General features: G+C 60.7%; 15 protein-coding genes and 1 pseudogene. 13 read left to right on the top strand and 3 right to left on the bottom strand.

Annotated features, from left to right (window positions below):
* Positions 1–380: 380 nt before the first annotated feature.
* The 4 genes from G5V57_RS04500 to G5V57_RS04485 all read left to right on the top strand — a co-directional run bounded on the left by G5V57_RS04500 (position 381) and on the right by G5V57_RS04485 (position 5428).
* Positions 381–1487, top strand: coding sequence for a hypothetical protein (locus G5V57_RS04500; RefSeq protein ID WP_165166388.1), 1107 nt, complete (start codon positions 381–383; stop codon positions 1485–1487).
* Complete coding sequence (locus tag G5V57_RS04495; protein WP_165166387.1) at positions 1487–3421, top strand: AAA domain-containing protein; 1935 nt, start codon at positions 1487–1489, stop codon at positions 3419–3421. Before G5V57_RS04500 ends, G5V57_RS04495 begins: the two co-directional genes overlap by 1 nt.
* Positions 3422–3424: 3 nt before the next feature.
* On the top strand, positions 3425–3895 hold the full coding sequence (locus G5V57_RS04490; protein ID WP_371744806.1) for an AAA domain-containing protein: 471 nt from the start codon (positions 3425–3427) through the stop codon (positions 3893–3895).
* A 1050-nt stretch (positions 3896–4945) separates the two neighbouring features.
* A complete protein-coding gene (locus G5V57_RS04485; RefSeq protein ID WP_165166385.1) occupies positions 4946–5428 on the top strand; it encodes an N-acetyltransferase in 483 nt (160 codons plus the stop codon).
* On the opposite strand, the gene G5V57_RS04480 is transcribed toward G5V57_RS04485, so the two are convergent.
* Positions 5429–6649, bottom strand: a complete 1221-nt coding sequence (locus G5V57_RS04480; protein WP_206530198.1) for an MFS transporter — start codon at positions 6647–6649, stop codon at positions 5429–5431.
* 270 nt (positions 6650–6919) lie between these two features.
* Between G5V57_RS04480 and G5V57_RS04475 the strand changes: the two genes are divergently transcribed.
* From G5V57_RS04475 to G5V57_RS04450, 6 genes are all read left to right on the top strand, one after another.
* On the top strand, positions 6920–7987 hold the full coding sequence (locus G5V57_RS04475; protein WP_246737523.1) for a PotD/PotF family extracellular solute-binding protein: 1068 nt from the start codon (positions 6920–6922) through the stop codon (positions 7985–7987).
* Between the two features lie 223 nt (positions 7988–8210).
* Entirely contained in the window at positions 8211–9236 is a 1026-nt protein-coding gene (locus G5V57_RS04470; protein WP_165166384.1) for a PotD/PotF family extracellular solute-binding protein, read from the top strand.
* A gap of 49 nt (positions 9237–9285) precedes the next feature.
* Entirely contained in the window at positions 9286–10140 is an 855-nt protein-coding gene (locus G5V57_RS04465) for an ABC transporter permease (protein WP_165166383.1), read from the top strand.
* A gap of 17 nt (positions 10141–10157) precedes the next feature.
* On the top strand, positions 10158–10952 hold the full coding sequence (locus G5V57_RS04460) for an ABC transporter permease (protein ID WP_165166382.1): 795 nt from the start codon (positions 10158–10160) through the stop codon (positions 10950–10952).
* Between the two features lie 20 nt (positions 10953–10972).
* The gene (locus tag G5V57_RS04455; RefSeq protein WP_165166381.1) at positions 10973–12094 is read left to right on the top strand and encodes an ABC transporter ATP-binding protein; all 1122 of its coding nucleotides are present in this window, start codon (positions 10973–10975) and stop codon (positions 12092–12094) included.
* Positions 12095–12106: 12 nt separating this feature from the next.
* On the top strand, positions 12107–13285 hold the full coding sequence (locus G5V57_RS04450; RefSeq protein ID WP_165166380.1) for a LysR substrate-binding domain-containing protein: 1179 nt from the start codon (positions 12107–12109) through the stop codon (positions 13283–13285).
* A gap of 101 nt (positions 13286–13386) precedes the next feature.
* On the opposite strand, the gene G5V57_RS04445 is transcribed toward G5V57_RS04450, so the two are convergent.
* A complete protein-coding gene (locus G5V57_RS04445; RefSeq protein ID WP_165166379.1) occupies positions 13387–13683 on the bottom strand; it encodes a histone-like protein 2 in 297 nt (98 codons plus the stop codon).
* Between the two features lie 388 nt (positions 13684–14071).
* Positions 14072–14368, bottom strand: coding sequence for an NAD(P)-dependent oxidoreductase (locus G5V57_RS04440; RefSeq protein WP_246737522.1), 297 nt, complete (start codon positions 14366–14368; stop codon positions 14072–14074).
* Between G5V57_RS04440 and G5V57_RS34205 the strand changes: the two genes are divergently transcribed.
* From G5V57_RS34205 to G5V57_RS04430, 3 genes and pseudogenes are all read left to right on the top strand, one after another.
* Positions 14324–14485 (top strand): hypothetical protein, encoded by a 162-nt coding sequence (locus G5V57_RS34205; RefSeq protein WP_246737776.1) that lies wholly within the window; start codon positions 14324–14326, stop codon positions 14483–14485. The two genes, G5V57_RS04440 and G5V57_RS34205, sit on opposite strands and share 45 nt — an antisense overlap.
* A 457-nt stretch (positions 14486–14942) precedes the next feature.
* A pseudogene (locus G5V57_RS04435) lies at positions 14943–16448 on the top strand (GH1 family beta-glucosidase).
* 48 nt (positions 16449–16496) lie between these two features.
* Positions 16497–16775, top strand: coding sequence for a hypothetical protein (locus G5V57_RS04430; protein ID WP_165166378.1), 279 nt, complete (start codon positions 16497–16499; stop codon positions 16773–16775).
* Positions 16776–16819: the final 44 nt, after the last annotated feature.

The raw sequence follows: 16819 nt of genomic DNA, 5'->3' as shown, positions 1-16819 counted from the left end.
CAGATTTGGCGGCGTGCCTGACCGCCATTCGGCGAACGGGAAGCGTTCCAGATCATGTGTTGATCGAGCTCAAGGCGGCTCAATCACTTTGGGTAAAGCGCTATTTGACGCAGTGACCCTGCAGGAGGTGCTCCACCGGCGCCCAGTCGATATAGCGGGGATGGGGCCAACTTGGCGTGGGTTTCGGAGCCTCGATTGCTTCCAGGGAATCGATAATCCCCACAAGCATTGCAGCTCCGCGATTGGATCGGCGCGGTGACGTCCGCGCTGGACGCGCATGTGGAAGAGCAGGTTGAGCGGACGCGTGGCAAATAGACAGGCCCACAATTCTTTGATTTCCTGTTAAATTTTGTGCGAGACTTCCGCGAAACAGAACAAGCGTGAGCATGTCCTCCAGGCCGTTGTTGAAGAAAGGAATAGCAGAGCTTGAAAAGCTCTTCGATCAGAACCGTGATGATCCGCAGTTTCTGAAGACCCTGCTTGCCGAATTGTCCGAGCGGAAGGTGCCGCGGGCGAGGGAGTTGCATCGAAGGGCGCTTCAGGCGGTTTCTGTCAGTCGCGAGACGCCCAAAGCTAAAGCAGAGATTGAGGCTGCACGGGAATCCCGCGCACGGGTGGCGGCATCTTCACGTGCAGCTGCTGCGATCCCGCCAGAGCAGTCCGCTCACGCGGCCGAGCCAATCAAGGAACCGCAAATCCGGGGGCCGGTTCGTATAGCTCCGGAGCCGCCGCCTGTTACCAACAAGGCAACGGATATTCTTGGTGCATGGACGGCGATGGAGGTGTTATCGCCCCCTTCGTTCCGTAAGCCGGAAGACCTGGCAAGCGGAGACCGCTTCCGTATCGCGCCACTGGACAAGGGCAAGCTGCCTTGGGAGGGGGATGGCGAGAAAAGCCGTCCCAACCAGAAGCTCTATTATCAGATCGTCCTGGGCAGCATCGATATGGAGGCGGCAGTCTCCTCGCTGCTCCAGATCTATTCGGATAGCCGGATTGAAAGACCCTCGGCGCGGGGGGAAGCCGTGCTCGCGACGATCATGGTCGATCGTACCGGCAGGCCAGTCGAGAGTGAGGCCGTTTCGATCTCTAGTTTCGGCTGGGGCGTTCCCGTGGCCTTGGCCGGGAGGCTGCGCGACCTTGGTAACTGGTCGCAGGTCGAACGCCAGTTGGTCGAACAGCTCGAGGAAAAAATCGTCTCCGAAGACAAGGACGGCAATCCGCTGCCGCTGACGGCAAAGGCGATTGATGCCGCCTATCGGTGGCTGGTGGAAACGCTCGGGCTGGACGCTCGTTTCGCAGAACAGCCTGTCTTCGCCGTCCGCTCCTATCAGTATTTCAAGCTCCAGGACCCGCCTGAATCGATCCTGCTGAACTCGTTCTTTCTTGAGGACCTCGCCAGGGCCGCCGAGCTAACCGGCACCGAAAGGGTACGGCGAACCTCAACCGCTATCTTGGCACGACAAAACCGAAGGCGCGGCGGAACCTGATGAAGGACAACCAGGCGCTTTCGGAGGCGCTGGAGCCGGTAAGATTTCCGTCTGGCGCGTGGCCCGCCAGCGGCCGTCATCCGCTGGTCATGCTTCAGCAGTGCGCTGTTAATCTTGCCATCAAGGACCTGACATCGGACGGCATCCTTGCCGTTAACGGACCTCCTGGAACCGGGAAGACGACGTTGCTCCGGGACATCGTGGCGGCGATCGTCACAAAGCGGGCTGAGCTTCTTTGCAAATTCGGCGATCCGGAAGACGCCTTTACGCCATCAGGCCAGAAGATCAAAAGAGGCAGCGCTTTCATCCATCTCTACAAGCTGGATGAGAAGCTGCGTGGTCATGAAATCATCGTCGCCTCATCGAACAACAAGGCTGTGGAAAATGTCAGCGCGGAATTGCCCGGAATGGGTGCTATCGCGGCCGATGCGACGGGCTTGCGATATTTCAAGACGGTTTCGGATGCTCTTTTGGAGCGCGATAGCTGGGGCGTGATCGCCGCCGTGCTCGGCAATGCCAGAAACCGCAGCGATTTTCGCCAGACCTTCTGGTGGGACGACGATGTCGGCTTCCAGCGGTATTTGCAGGAGGCGAGCGGTAATCCGCAGCTGATCACCGAAAAGACGGAAACCGGAAACCGGCAACGCCGCCCCGTCATCGTCGAGCGGGAAAACGCGCCTGAAGGTCACGACGATGCGCTGAAGCGCTGGCGCAATGTGCGGCATAAATTTACGAAGACGCTGAGCGAGGCGAAAACCGCGCTCGCGAACTTGCAGGTCATCCACGATCTGTTGATCGCGATGGCGAAGGCCCGGGCAAAGTTCGCAAAGATCGAAGCGGAGATCGTCTCGCGCGGGCCTGCGCTGATGGAGGCGGAACAGACGGCCGATGATGCCGTCTTGCTCCAGCAAAGCCAGGAAAAACTGGTTTTGGCGCTGAAGCGGAATGTGGACGACGCGATGCAATTAAGGCCCGGCTTCTGGAGTCGCCTTTTCAGAACGTCGACCTTTCGCGCCTGGCAGTCAAATCATGGCGCATTGGCCGAAAAACTGAAGGGCGCGAATGCCCGCTTCGTCTCTTTGAAGTCCGATGCCGATACCAAGGTGGCGGCGCATTCGCGGCTGAAGGCCGACGCTGAAGAACTTCAGAAAACAAGATCGGAGTTGATCGCATCGCATGAGGGGGATCGAGAACGCTACGCGGCGCTCGCGGAGCAATATTCAGGCACTTTCCTCTCGGAAGAGTTCTTCGAAAGACGGCATGCCGATAGGCAAAAGACCGCGCCGTGGCTTGACGATCAGACGGCGAGGCTGCGTAACGACGTGTTCGAGGCCGCGATGGATCTGCACCGCGCTTTCATCGACGCGGCGGCGAGGCCGGTGCGGCACAATCTCAATGCCTTGATGGACAGTTTCGGCGTTCGTTCGCTGGGCAACGCCGAAAGGGATGCGCTGATCCCGCATCTGTGGTCGACCTTGCTCCTTCTGGTGCCGGTGGTGTCGACGACATTCGCTTCCGTCTCCCGGATGTTCGGCAGGATCGATCCCGAGGAGTTCGGATGGCTTCTTGTGGATGAGGCCGGACAGGCTTTGCCGCAGGCTGCCGTGGGAGCGCTGATGAGAACGAAGCGCGCCGTTGTGGTGGGCGATCCGATCCAGATCGAGCCCGTGGTCGTCCTGCCGGACCAGTTGACCGACGCGATGTGCCGTCAATTCGGGGTCGATCCGCTGCTCTACAATCCGCCCGGAGCGTCGGCGCAGACTTTGGCGGATGCCGCGACCGAATATTACGGCACCTTCGAGACCAAGTTCGGCACCCGTGAAGTAGGTGTGCCGCTGCTGGTTCACAGGCGCTGCGACGAGCCGATGTTCTCTGTCTCGAACATGATCGCCTATGAAAACCTCATGGTGCAGGCAAAGACGGCCAAAGCCTAGGCCATTCGCGATGTTCTCGGCCCGTCGCGCTGGATCGATGTCGAGGGGCGCGGCCAAGAAAAATGGTGCCAGCGGGAAGGCGAAGTGCTGTTGGAACTGCTGCGGCAGCTTCGGGACAGAGGAATCGAACCCGACTTTTACATCGTGACGCCGTTCGTCGTCGTTCAGGACCGGATGCGGGAAATGCTCCGCTCCAGCGGCCTGCTTGGGGGATGGGTCGAAAACCCCTTTGCCTGGGTCTATGAGCGCGTGGGCACGGTCCATACGGTGCAGGGCCGCGAGGCGGAGGCGGTCTTCTTCCTGCTTGGCGCGCCCAATGCCGAGCAGCGCGGCGCGCGCGGCTGGGCGGGTGGGCGGCCGAATCTCCTGAACGTTGCCGTGACGCGGGCGAAAGAAGCCGTCTATGTCATCGGCAATCGGTCGCTTTGGAAGAGCGCCGGGGTGTTCCAGTCACTGGATGATTTTCTAAGATAACCCACGAAAAAGGCGAAGAAGAAAAATAGAGAAACGATCCCACCGGATTCAGCAAAGTCCGAAACGCGAGACGGCGGAGCAGCAACGGCCTCAGGCATGATTGTGTGTCCTCGGAGTGATGGACGCTTGACATCGTGGGCCAAACGGCAGGATTGGGAAATATCAAGCTTGGAGTTGCGTTCGGACTTCGACAGCTGTGTTGGACGGCTGGGCTTAACCGAACCATAGCCGGCCTATGCCCGGCCACCCAATTGGCGGCTCCAAGACGTTTCATCTCCGAGTAAAAACTCCGCAATCCTTCAGATCATCAAACCCCTGCTAGAGGATCAACCGAATGGCTCTCGATCTCCGAAAGGCCTGTAAGATCCTGCAAGCTTTGTTGCGTGCGTGGATCAAGAAGGATGGGGGTGATGTCCTCGAGAATGTCGCACAAACCAGCACGGCATCTTACTGCGGAAGCAATGGCAAGCCCGCTCTTGTGAGAACGCGATTATCCTCCCCGTCACAGCCGGGCGTGACGACAGGCGATGAAGCTGCAAGTCAATCTCACAAGCCTATACCGACGCCTCGTCCTCGCCTGCTCCGTGATTCAGCAAGATTCTCCCATGCTTGCGAGGTTGCCGACATGGCGAAAGCTCGCGGCAATCCTGCGTACGATCAGCTTGCCCTCAAGGCGGCACCCAGCACTTTGTCACGGTTGGCAAATCTGCAGGCGAGCTATTGCTCAAGCAGTCTCAGATATTGCGCCCAGTGGCGCCAACGCCCGGCTTGGCACATTCGGCGGTGTTCATATTGATACCGAAAATCCCGACTTGTTTGGGCCACCAACAAATGCGCCAAGAAATGTCGCCACGTAAACTGAGCGCGGAGTAATGGCTGAACGATTGGGTTTCCGCTTGCCGATGAAATGGAGCTTAGAGAAGTTCCTCCTCTAGTCTAGCTAGCGGTAGCGGCCCCACAAATACTGCTTTGCACGCACAAGGCAAGCAATCCGGCGGCTTGACGCGGCAACGATCGCCTCTATGCGCGGGCCAGCAAAACAGGATGATCATGACCGAACAATCTCCACCCGACGCCGAAATCACGCTGCGTCGGATTTCCGCGCTGACCGTCTGGGACGTATGCGAGCTCAGCAAAACGCTGTCGCCCGAGCATCGCGGGCTCGTAGCCGACAATGGCGCCTCGATCGCGCAGGCGCATTTTTCCGAGAATGCCTGGATGCGCGCCATCTATGCGGATGAGACGATGGTCGGTTTCGTCATGCTGCATATCGGGGCCGACTATGATGACGGCATAGACTGTCCGGGCGCCTTCCTGTGGCGCCTGATGATCGGCGGACCTTTCCAGCGCAAAGGCTATGGCGAGAAGGCGATGGCGATCATCGTCCGCGACCTCAAGGCTCAAGGGTTCACGGAACTTTTCACCAGCTATGGTCAGGAGGCCGGCAATGCCGAAGGCTTCTATAAACGCCTCGGCTTCGTGACGACGGGTGAAATGTATGACGACGAGGTCGAGGCGGTGCTGAAATTCTGATCAGCCTCGTCTGGCGAGGGCCTGTGTGTAGAGAGCCGGGTCGAGCCTGAGTGCCAGCACGGCGACGATGAGGATCAGCGCCGATTGCAGCGCCCAGATAAGCGTGAAATCCGGCACGAGGCTATAGAGAGCGGAAATCAGAAGCGGGATCAGCGCCGCGATGATGAAGCCGCCGCCCTGCATGGCGGCGCTGAGCGCGCCGGCGCGCCACGGATCGGCGAGGTGATCGAGGCTGATCACCAGGGCCAGGGCGAAGCAACCGCCAAGCCCTGAGCCCAGCAAAGCCGCGATGAAATAGGGGCTGAGGTCGGGCGCAAGGATGAGTCCGCCGAAGCCCGCAAGCTGCAAAGCAAGGGCGAGCCAGAACCACGGCCGCTTGTCGCGCGACTTGCGGCTGAGAAACGGCAGGCCGAGGGCCGTCACTGTCTGGGCCAGCGCCATGACCGCGACGATGGCGCCGCCCGTGGCGGCGGTATGGCCGGTGCTCTGAAAGAAGGGAGCCAGCCAGGCGATGGTGAGGGAATAGCCGCTATTGACGAGACCGAAGCAGGCCATCAGCAGGAAGGCGCGCGGTGCGCGCCAATAGGATGGCATCGGACCGTTCTCGGCGCGCTTTTGCGGAGTGGATTTCCTGATCATCACGGCGGCGAGCAAGGCGCCGAGGAGCGCCAAAGGCGCGAAGAGGGCAAGGGAAAACTGCCAGCTGCCGGCCCATGTGGCGACACGCGGCGCCAGATAGGCGCCGAGTGCGCCGCCGCCCATCAAGGACGCGGAATAGAGGCCGGTCATGGTGGACACCCGATGCGGGAAACGGGCCTTGAGGATTCCCGGGAACACCGCCTGGACGGCGGCGACGCCGAGGCCGCAGATCAGGGCCGATGCCAGAAGCAGGATCTGCTCATGGGCGATGCCGCGCAAAGCCAGACCCAAAGCGAGAAGCAGCATGCCGCCCAGGACGACGCCGCGCCCGCCAAGCATCCGCTGGAGGCGGGGTGCGGCGAAGCCCAGCACGCCCATCAGCAGCATCGGCAGGAAGGTCATGACGGAGAGCACCGTCATGCCCATGCCCGTCGCGCCTGAGATCTCCTGCGCCAAAGGGCCGACAGCCGTCAGGAAGGGGCGCAGATTGAGGCCGATGACGATGATGAACGCCACGAAGGCAGCGCCTCCCGCGGCCGGCGCGTAGCGCGCGCCGGTCTCCGGCGACCGATCGGTGCTCACGTCGGCAGCGTAGCAGTGTCGCGTTTGAGGATGACGCTGGTGTTTTGCGGCAATGGTACAATCATATCGTGCACATTATTGTGCGCAGGTGTCGTGAGCAAGTCTCAGGTCACGCCCGAGGCTGGCGAGGATCGGGACGGTGCCAGGTGCCCCGCTAGGTCCGTGTTGCTTTGGAACATCAGAACCAGATGAACGGAAAATAATAGTTACCTTGCCTGCCGTTTCGGACAGACTCTTGCGCGGTCAAAAAAATGGATCGCGGCGACCGCCGTGATCGAGAGCAAGAAGTCATATAAACGGAGGAAACGACTGCATGAAAAGAGTTCGGATCGCGCTCGGCGCGATGGTCCTTATGCTCGCCGGCACGGCGCATCGGCGCAAGAGAAGCTTGTCGTCAGCATCTGGGGCGGCAACTGGAAGGAAGGCGCCGGCATCATCGCCAAGGAATTCACCAAGCGCACCGGCATGGAGGTCGAATTCATTACCGGGGGAACGCTCGACCGTCTCACCAAGGCGAAGGTCGCCAAGGACAATCCGGAATCGGACGTGGTCTTCACCACGAGCCAGGTCGGTTTCCTCTATCAGGCCGACGACCTGTTTGAGATGCTCGACAAGGGCAAGATCTCCAACTTCGCCGGTCTGCACCAGGTTGCCGATCGCGGCGATTATGAAGTCGGCATCTATTCTTACGTTTACAGTCCGGTCTACCGCGCCGATCTCATGCCCAAGGACTTCAGCATCAGCTCGTGGAACGATCTGTGGTCGTCGGAAGTGGCGGGCAAGCTGTCGCTGCCCGACTTCGATCCGAGCCATATCATCATCGCTTCCGCGGTGCTCGCCGGGGGTGCCGCGGCGAACTGGGAAGTCGGCATTCCGCTGCTCGAGAAGCTCAAGCCCGGCGTAAAAGCCTTCTACCAGTCGGACGCGACGAGCCAGGATCTGCTCAAGTCGGGTGAAACCCCGGTCCAGGTCATGCTGTCGATCAATGCCTATCACCTGATCGCCAATGGCGTGCCGGTCACAATCGCCATTCCGAAAGAGGGGGCTGTCGTCGGCATCGACGTGCTCGGCATCAACAAGGGCACCAAGAAACCTGATGCGGCGCAGGAATTCATCAATGTCGCGCTCGATCCGGAAATCCAGCGGCAGCTCTGCAACTTCCATAAATGCTCGCCGATGCACAAGGACGCGAAGATTGATCCGGAAATCGCCAAGCTGCCCGGCATCTTCACGACCCCCGAACAATGGTCGACACAGGCGATCACCACGCCGGATGAGGTCCGCGCCAAGCTGCTGCCGACCTGGAAGGCCTGGTTCACCGAGAACATGATGCAGTAGGCGGCGTTTTTCGGACTTTCTTTGCGGATGCGCCAGGCCGGCAACGGCCTGGCGCATTTGTTTTTGGCGAGTGGCCTTCTGCTTAGGAACATTGGAAGCAGACCAACAAAAAATAATAATTCTCTGATTTAGTCCTGTCCGTAAGATTGTCCCGATCCTCAAGCAGGCGTTGCTACGCAGGGTCAATATAGAAAACGCCAAACAAACAGGGAGAAATGTCCAGATGAAGAAGCTTTGGGTCGCGCTCGGCGCGCTCGTCGTCACCCTCGCCAGCACCGCCGCTTCGGCGCAGGAAAAGCTCATTGTCAGCGTCTGGGGCGGCAATTGGAAGGACGGCGCCGCCATCATCGCCAAGGAGTTCACAAAGCGCACCGGGATGGAGGTCGAGTTCATCACCGGCGGCACGCTCGACCGGCTCGCCAAAGCGAAAGTCGCCAAGGACAATCCTGAATCGGACGTGACCTATACGACGAGCCATGTCGGCTATCTCTATCAGTCCGACGGCCTCTTCGAGAAACTCGACAAGAGCAAGATCCCGAATTTCGCCAACCTGCATCCGGCGGCGGATCGCGGCGACTATGAAGTCGGCGTCTATTCTTATGTCTATAGCCCGGTCTTCCGCACCGATCTCATGCCCAAGGACTTCCGCATCAGCTCGTGGAACGACCTGTGGTCGGAAGGTGTGGCGGGTAAGCTGTCGATGCCGGATTTCGATCCGAGCCACATCATCGTCGCATCGGCGATCCTGGCCGGCGGCAACGCCACCACATGGGAAGCCGGCATTCCGCTGCTCGAAAAGCTCAAGCCCAATATCAAGGCCTTCTACCAGTCGGACGCGACCAGCCAGGATCTTCTCAAGACGGGCGAAACGCCGGTCCAGATCATGCTGTCGATCAACGCCTATCACCTGATCCAGAACGGCGTGCCGATCACCATCGAGATCCCGAAGGAAGGGGCGGTCGTCGGCATCGGCGCGCTCGGCATCAACAAGGGCACCAAGAAGCTCGACGCGGCGCAGGAGTTCATCAATGTCGCGCTCGATCCGATCGTGCAGCGCGATATCTGCAACTTCCACAAATGCTCGCCCATGAACAAGGATGCCCAGATCGATCCGGAGCTCGCCAAACTGCCGGGCATCTTCACCACGCCGGAGCAGTGGTCGACCCAGGCGATCGTGACACCGGATGAGGTCCAGGCCAAGCTGCTGCCCACCTGGAAGGTGTGGTTCACCGAGAACATGATGCAATAAGCGGACATTGGATGGCCCGCCGCAAGCGGGCCATCCATTTCATTTGCCAATGTCCAAGCGCCCCTTCCTCATCCCGTTCCTGGTTCCGGCCATACTCGTCGCGGTCATCTTCCTCGCGGCGCTGGCTGAGATCCTGCAATACAGTTTCCGCGAATTCATCCCCGGCTCTCTCGATGTCGGCGGTTTCACGCTCGACAATTTCGCCCGCATCTACCGGCCGGTCTACTTCATGGCGGTCGTCAATACCTTCGTGCTGAGCCTCGCCACCGCCTTCTTCACGCTGATACTGTCCTATCCGATCGCCTTCGCGCTGGTGCGTACCAAGGTCGAGTGGATCAGAACGCTCCTCATCCTGTTGTCGATCACGCCGTTGTTCACCGGCGAGATCGTGCGCACCTATGCGTGGATGCTGGTGCTCGGCACCAATGGCTTCCTCAATACGGTGCTCATGAATCTCGGCATCATCGCCGAGCCCGTCACCTTCATGTATACGCGCGCCGGTGTCGTCATCGCGCTGGTCCAGTTCGCCATGCCGGTGATGATCATCATCCTCGCCACCGCCATCAGCCATATCAATACCGATTACGAGAAGGCCGCCGCCAATCTGGGCGCTCCGCCCGCGACCGTCATCCTGCGCGTGATCATCCCCCTCACCATGCCCGGGATCGTCTCCGGATTCATTGTGATCTTCGCCTGGACGATGAGCGCCTTCGCCACCCCGCAGCTCATCGGCGGCGGCAAGGTTCTCATGATCTCCAACGCCATCTATCTGCAGGGCTTCTCGGCCCTGAACTTCCCCTTCGCCGCCACGCTCAGCGTGATCGCGCTGATCAGCGCTTTCGCCAGCTTGGCGCTCATGAAACTCGTCGCCGGCCGCCTCGAGCGGCAGACGGCGATCCACTGACGGGAGCCGCGAGAGCCATGTGGAGACAAACACTGTTCTGGCTGGTCGTCAGCTGCATCCTGTTCTACATGACGATCCCGGCGATCGTCGTGGTGATGACATCGTTCAATCCGGGCGAGATCCTGTCCTTCCCGCCCGAGGGCTTCTCGCTGCGCTGGTATGAGAAGGCGCTCACTTATCCGGATTTCCGCGCTGCTTTCCAGACCGGCCTCATCATCGCCTTGATTTCCTCGACGCTGGCGCTCGCCGTCGGCACGGCCTTCGCCTTCCTGGTCGTGCGCTATGCTTTCCCGGGCAAGAGCCTGCTCGAGGGTATCCTGTCCTCGCCGCTGATCATCCCGCATTTCACCACGGGCTTCGGCTTCCTGCTGCTCGGGGCGCGATTGAGCCTCACCCAGACGCTCACCATCATCATCATCACCCATGTGGTGCTGGTGCTGCCCTTCGTCGCCCGCGCCGTCTATGTGAGCCTGCTCAATATCGATCCCAATCTCGAGCGCTCCGCCGCCAATCTCGGCGCCTCGCCCTTGATGGTGCTGAGCCGCATCACCATACCCCTCATCATTCCGGGCATGGCCGGCGGCTGGCTGGTGGCGGCGATCCTGTCGCTCACCGAATTCTCGGCCTCGCTTTATGTCACGGCGAGCCGCACCCAGACGCTGCCCGTCGCCATGTACAACTACATGCGCGAATATACCGATCCCACGGTCGCCGCGGTCTCGGCGCTGCTCATCATCTCCACCATGCTGATACTGCTGGTGGCCAATCACTTCCTCGGCCTGCGCAAGGTCCTCGCGATAGATTCTCACTGATGACAGGTGGCTCGACCAGCATGAATAAGAACAACCGGCTAGGTGGTACCGGCGGGGACAGCGGCCATTCGGTGGATATCGTCGAGGTGACGAAGACCTTCGCCAATGTCACCGCCGTGCATAAGGCTTCGCTTAGCATTCGCAAGGGCGAGTTCATGACGCTCCTCGGCCCCTCGGGCTGCGGCAAGACCACGCTCCTCAATATGGTGGCGGGCTTCGAGACGCAGAGCTCGGGCGCCATCCATATCGACGGCAAGGACATCTCCAGTGTTCCGCCCTATATGCGCGAGACCGGCATGGTGTTCCAAAGCTATGCGCTCTTCCCGCATATGAATGTCTTCGACAATATCGCCTTCGGCCTGCGCATGCGAAAACTGCCGGCCAGGCAGGTCCAGGCCGAGGTCGAGCGGGCCCTCGACATGGTGAAGCTCTCCGGCATGGAGGGGCGGCGGGTGCGCCAGCTCTCGGGCGGCCAGCAGCAGCGCATCGCTCTGGCGCGCGCCATCGTCATAAGGCCGAAAGTGCTGCTCCTCGACGAGCCGCTCTCCGCGCTCGACAAGAATCTGCGTCTGCAGATGCAGGTCGAGCTCAAGGAGCTGCATCAGAAGACCGGCCTCACCACCATCTTCGTGACCCATGATCAGGGCGAGGCGCTCAGCCTGTCGGACCGCGTGGTAGTCATGAATCGCGGTGAGGTGCAGCAGGTCTCGGCGCCGATCGAGCTCTACACCCAGCCGGCCAACGGCTTTGTCGCCTCCTTCATCGGCGAGATCAACGCCTTGCCTAGAGCGCGCTGCCAGAAGCAGGGCCAGGATTTGCGCTTCGAGGTCTGTCCGGAGATTACCCTGAACGGCCGGCAGCTGGCGCGCCAGGAAATCAAAGACGGCCAGATGGTCCATATCTTCATCAGGCCGGAGCATATCGAGATCGCCGGGCCCCGGAGCGTGGGCGCCAATATCATCAAGGGCAATGTCGCCGCGCATATCTATCAAGGCACGCATACGCAGACCCGGGTCAATGTTGCGGGAATAGGCCTGATCGAACTGCGCACCAAGGGGGCAACGGCGATCGACCAGGCACCACTCGGTTCAGAGATCGCGCTCTCGGTGGCGCTCGACGAGGCCGTCATCCTGCCGGCTTGAAGGAGGTAATCCATGGCCGAAGCTCCAGATAATTCTCCCGATCCGGCGCTCCGGCAGCGCTTCCTGAATGGCATGGGGCTTGCCGCCTGCACGGTCAATGTCGTCACCACCGAGGGCCAGGCGGGCCGCCATGGCGTCACCGTATCGGCGATGGCCTCGGTTTCGGCCGACACGTCGCGCCCGACGCTGCTCGTCTGTGTGCATCATCTGAGCCCGGCGGCGCAGGCGATCATCGACAACGGCATCTTCTGCGTGAATGTGCTGCGCGACGACCAGTCCTTCATCTCCGATTGCTTCGCCGGACGCTTCAAGACGCCGGACGGCAATAAATTCTCCTGCACCAGTTGGACCACGCTCGCCACCGGTGCGCCGCGCGTCGTCGACGCGCTGGCCGCCTTCGATTGCCGCATCCTGTCGGCGCAGAAAATCGGCACGCATTATGTGATTATCGGCAGCGTCGAGGAGATATTCGCCCTCGATCGCGGATCACCCTTGATCTATGCCAACCGCGCCTACGGCACGCCGTCGCGCATCGACACCCGGCGCGACGGTCAGTCGGAAGACGTGGAATCGGTCCGGCTTGGCGCCTTTCATACTTTCGGCCCGCATGTGGTGCCGCAGGTGCTGAGCCGCCTCGCCGCCCGGGGCCGCCAGATCGATCTCAAGCTGGTCGAAGGCGACCACCGGCGCGTTCTCGAGGCGATCAAGGCCGGCGATGTCGATCTCGCCCTCATCTATGATTTCAATCTGGGCGACCAGATCGAGACCGAGCTTCTCACCGAACTTCAACCCTATGTTCTGCTCGCCGAGAACCATCCGCTGGCGCGGGAGAGCGCCTTGCCGCTGGCGACGCTGGCAAACGAGCCCTTGATCCTTCTCGAGCCGCCGCCGAGCGGGGAATACTTCTTGTCGCTGTTCAGCGAGAGGGGGCTTACGCCCCATATCCGCTTTCGCACCGCGTCCTTCGAGATGGCGCGCAGCCTCGTCGCCGGCGGCTTCGGTTACAGCCTTCTGTCGACGAAACCGGCGGCAACCATGTCCTATGACGGCAACGCGCTGGTGACGCGGCCCCTGGCGGATGAGACACGGCCGAGCCAGGTGGTCCTGGCGCGCCGCGCGCACACTGAACTTGGCGCCGGCGCTGAAGTTTTCGCGGCGGAGTGCAGAGGTCTCTTCGGCGTGGCAAACTGAGTTCGGTCATCCCGACCGAAAGTCGGGAGCCATTGATCAGCAACCCGTCCGAGATCCATGCGCCCCGTCTGGAGTGACGGGGCGCAACTGGCGCATTCAGCTCATTCGGAGCCCGAACCACCGCCCGTTTCGCTGAGCGCGCGAGCAACGATCGCTTGCCGGAGCGCCCGCTTGACGATTGCACGCTTGATGGCTTTGCGCGCAATGGCCTTCTTGACCGCCCGACGCTTCAAGGCTTTGCGCGCGATGGCCTTCTTGACCACCCGACGCTTCACGGCTTTGCGAACGACGGCTTTCTTGACCGCCCGACGCTTCACGGCTTTGCGAACGACGGCTTTCTTGACGGCGCGCCTCTTCAAGGCGCCCTTGACGGCTTTCCTCTTTACCGCACGTCTCACCAAGGCTCTCTTCGCTGCTTTCTTTGCCACATTAGCCTCCTGTGACTGGCGCGGATGCCACCGCGCGCGAATCATCAGCTCAACGACAATGTTGAGCTTTCCGACTCGACCGAACAGATGTTAGGTTGTAACTCGCTCTTTAACAACAATTTTGAATCGTCGGTCGAGGACGGCACAGAAGTTAAGCAGACCATTTGCGCATTAGGCAGGCGCCCCCTGGTCGGCTGTGCTTGGTGACGATTTCATTGACGACCTCCACGAACAGCGGCACCAGCATCAGGCGCAGCAAGAGCCTCAGTCAGGAGAAGGCGGGAGTTATAACCGGCGGTGCAACCATCTCGCTGGGATGGGGCGACGCCGTCACAACGCCGTTCTTGCCGGTTGTCGATCAATATCCCCGTTTCGGATCGACGTGGTGAAGCGGCCGTTCGCCCCAGCGGATGCGCCGAATGCTCTCGGCGACATCGCGCGCCGCGATGGCCGGGGTGGTGTTGCTGGCGAGATGCGGCGTGATCAGCACATTGTCGAGCGACCATAGCGGATGGCCTTCCGGCAAGGGCTCCTGGACGAAGACATCGAGCGTCGCCTCGGCGATGCGGCCGCTGCGCAAGGCCTCGATCATGACCGCTTCATCGACGACTTGGCCACGCGAGACATTGGTAAGTTTGGCGCCTTCGGGCAGCAATGCGAGCCGCGCGGCCTCGTCGCGGGGGGCTTCGGCTACAGCCTTCTGTCGACGAAGCCGGTGGCAACCATGTCCTATGACGGCAACGCGCTAGTGACGCGGCTCTTGGCGGATTAGACGCGGCCGAGCCAGGTGATGCTGGCGCGCCCCGCGCGCGCCGAGCTTGGCGCAGGTGCTGAGGCTTTTGTGGCTGAGTGCATAGGCCTCTTCGACCTGGTGAGCTGAATTCCATCGTCCCGACTCCATTAGTCTGCCGGGCGGACGGCTCGATAGCACAGCGAAAAGACTCGATGGGCCACTAGCTAACCGATCGCTCCCGAGCAACCGGCAGCATTATCCGCAGCCTGTCGCTTTTGGGCCAAGCGGACATCAACCGGCACCCCGAGCCGGCTGGATCGGTAGAAAATGACCCAAACCGGAATACGACTTGTTTACAGCCCACCCGCCCAATTCTATTCTAACTGATGTTGCTGCGAATATTGCCGCTGGAGCGCTGCGAAAGCGACGTCGCGCACCGACGCCAATTCCACTTGGCCATTGGTGCGCCGACTCCTGTTATCCTCAGGAGGCAAGCATGGGCAAAAGGACCAAGCGAACTGATCCCCTCAAGGGTATTGGCACTGCCACACTCGGAGTAGCCGCACCTGCAATGAGCTCTCCACCAGGGGCGCAGGCCCAGCAAAAACCGGAGTACGAAGCCCCGCGCGAGTTCCCAAAGGATTTTCTATGGGGCGTGGCAACGGCAGCCTACCAGATTGAGGGAGCGTGGAACGAGGACGGCAAGGGACCATCAATTTGGGACACGTTTGCCCACACGCCGGGCAAGATCAAAAACGGCGAAACAGGCGATGTCGCGATCGACCACTACCATCGCTACAAGGAAGACGTGCAGCTGATGAAGGACATGGGCGCGAAGGCCTATCGTTTTTCCATCTCGTGGCCGCGCGTCTTTCCTGACGGCACCGGACAGGTCAATCAAAAGGGCCTCGACTTCTACAATCGGCTGGTGGACGAACTGAAGGCGGGTGGCATCGAGCCGTTCGCAACGCTTTACCACTGGGACCTGCCACAGGCGCTGCAAGACAGGTACGGCGGCTGGCAGTCAGCCGAAACCGCGAAAGCGTTCGGGCAGTATGCCGATGTGATCGCGAAGAGCCTGAGTGACCGGGTAAGCCACTTCTTCACAATCAACGAGTTCAAGCAGGTCACCGAGACGGCGTACCGTGGCGTCGAACTGCATGTACAGGGCAAGACGGTTCGTCTGATGGGGGCTCCCGGCATCTTGCTTGAAGACGGGCCGCTCAATCAGGTGCGGCACCACGCGGTCCTCGGCCACGGCTTGGCCGTACAAGCGATCCGTGCGATGGGACGCGTGGGCACGAGGGTCGGACCGGCCGAGAACATGGGTCACGCGATCCCGATCATCGACGCGCCCGAACACGTGAAGGCCGCGGAAGCGGCCACCAAAACGCTGAACGGCTACTTTCTCGGACCCATAATGGAGGGCAGGTACGACGATGCCTATCTGAAGGCGGCGGCGAAGGACGCACCGAAGTTCACCGACGATGAGATGAAGATCATCGGCTCGCCGGTCGATTTTGTCGGCATCAACGTCTACATCCCGCTGCTTCTGATCATGGCGTCGGACGAGCCGCCGGGATAACGGGAAGTGCCGTTCAGCATCTCCCACCCGAAGATGTTCTCGGCTTGGCACCGGCTCTTGCCGGAGTCCCAGTATTGGTCACCGCGCCTCCTGCACTCGATCTGGAAGCCGAAAGAGATCTACATCACCGAGAACGGATGTGCGGCGAACGACGAAGTGGCAGCCGATGGCAACATCTACGATTCCGACCGGCTGACCTATCTGAGAAACGGCATGATGTGGCAGCAGCGTGCGACTGCCGAAGGCATTCCGCTGAAAGGGAACTTCGTGTGGAGCGCGATGGATAACTTCGAGTGGATCAACGGGTACGGCGACCGCTTCGGTATCGTGTATGTGGACTTCAGAACACAGAAGCGTACACCGAAGCTCAGCGCTCAGTGGTTCCGCGAGGCGGCCCGACGCAATGCCGTGGTGTAGCGCCAAGGGGACAAGTCAAATAGGAGGCTACAATGATCGCTGCTGGGAATGGTCCTTCAATCGCCGATCCAATACGCCGCCGGTCTGAATGAGGTAGCGGCAAAGGCTCTGAGGAATGCCACAGATCAAAACGAGTCCCGGGTTGTATTGACGGCCGCCCTGGCGCGGCTTGGCAGCCTGGAGGAAGCACGTGAGGAGGCCAAGCAATATCTGGCGACAAACCCTCAATACAGGATTGGGCGAACGACCGAATTCCACCCCTACCGCCACATGGCGCTGCGCGACAGGATTGCCGAAGACCTTCGCAAAGCTGGCCTTCCGGAGTAACTGCGTCGGAACTCGAAAGCGCCGCATGCTGGAGTCCGCTTCTG

This window comes from Nordella sp. HKS 07 (genome assembly GCF_011046735.1).
GTDB lineage: Bacteria > Pseudomonadota > Alphaproteobacteria > Rhizobiales > Aestuariivirgaceae > Taklimakanibacter.
This window is presented reverse-complemented; position numbering and strand designations above follow the sequence as displayed.

What these genes read in the sequence shown, in the direction of transcription:
- G5V57_RS04430 (WP_165166378.1), top strand. Translation starts at nt 16,497, where the DNA reads ATGGTCCTTCAATCGCCGATCCAATACGCCGCCGGTCTGAATGAGGTA.
- G5V57_RS04450 (WP_165166380.1), top strand. Translation starts at nt 12,107, where the DNA reads ATGGCCGAAGCTCCAGATAATTCTCCCGATCCGGCGCTCCGGCAGCGC.
- G5V57_RS04485 (WP_165166385.1), top strand. Translation starts at nt 4,946, where the DNA reads ATGACCGAACAATCTCCACCCGACGCCGAAATCACGCTGCGTCGGATT.
- G5V57_RS04460 (WP_165166382.1), top strand. Translation starts at nt 10,158, where the DNA reads ATGTGGAGACAAACACTGTTCTGGCTGGTCGTCAGCTGCATCCTGTTC.
- G5V57_RS04465 (WP_165166383.1), top strand. Translation starts at nt 9,286, where the DNA reads ATGTCCAAGCGCCCCTTCCTCATCCCGTTCCTGGTTCCGGCCATACTC.
- G5V57_RS04455 (WP_165166381.1), top strand. Translation starts at nt 10,973, where the DNA reads ATGAATAAGAACAACCGGCTAGGTGGTACCGGCGGGGACAGCGGCCAT.
- G5V57_RS04495 (WP_165166387.1), top strand. Translation starts at nt 1,487, where the DNA reads ATGAAGGACAACCAGGCGCTTTCGGAGGCGCTGGAGCCGGTAAGATTT.
- G5V57_RS04470 (WP_165166384.1), top strand. Translation starts at nt 8,211, where the DNA reads ATGAAGAAGCTTTGGGTCGCGCTCGGCGCGCTCGTCGTCACCCTCGCC.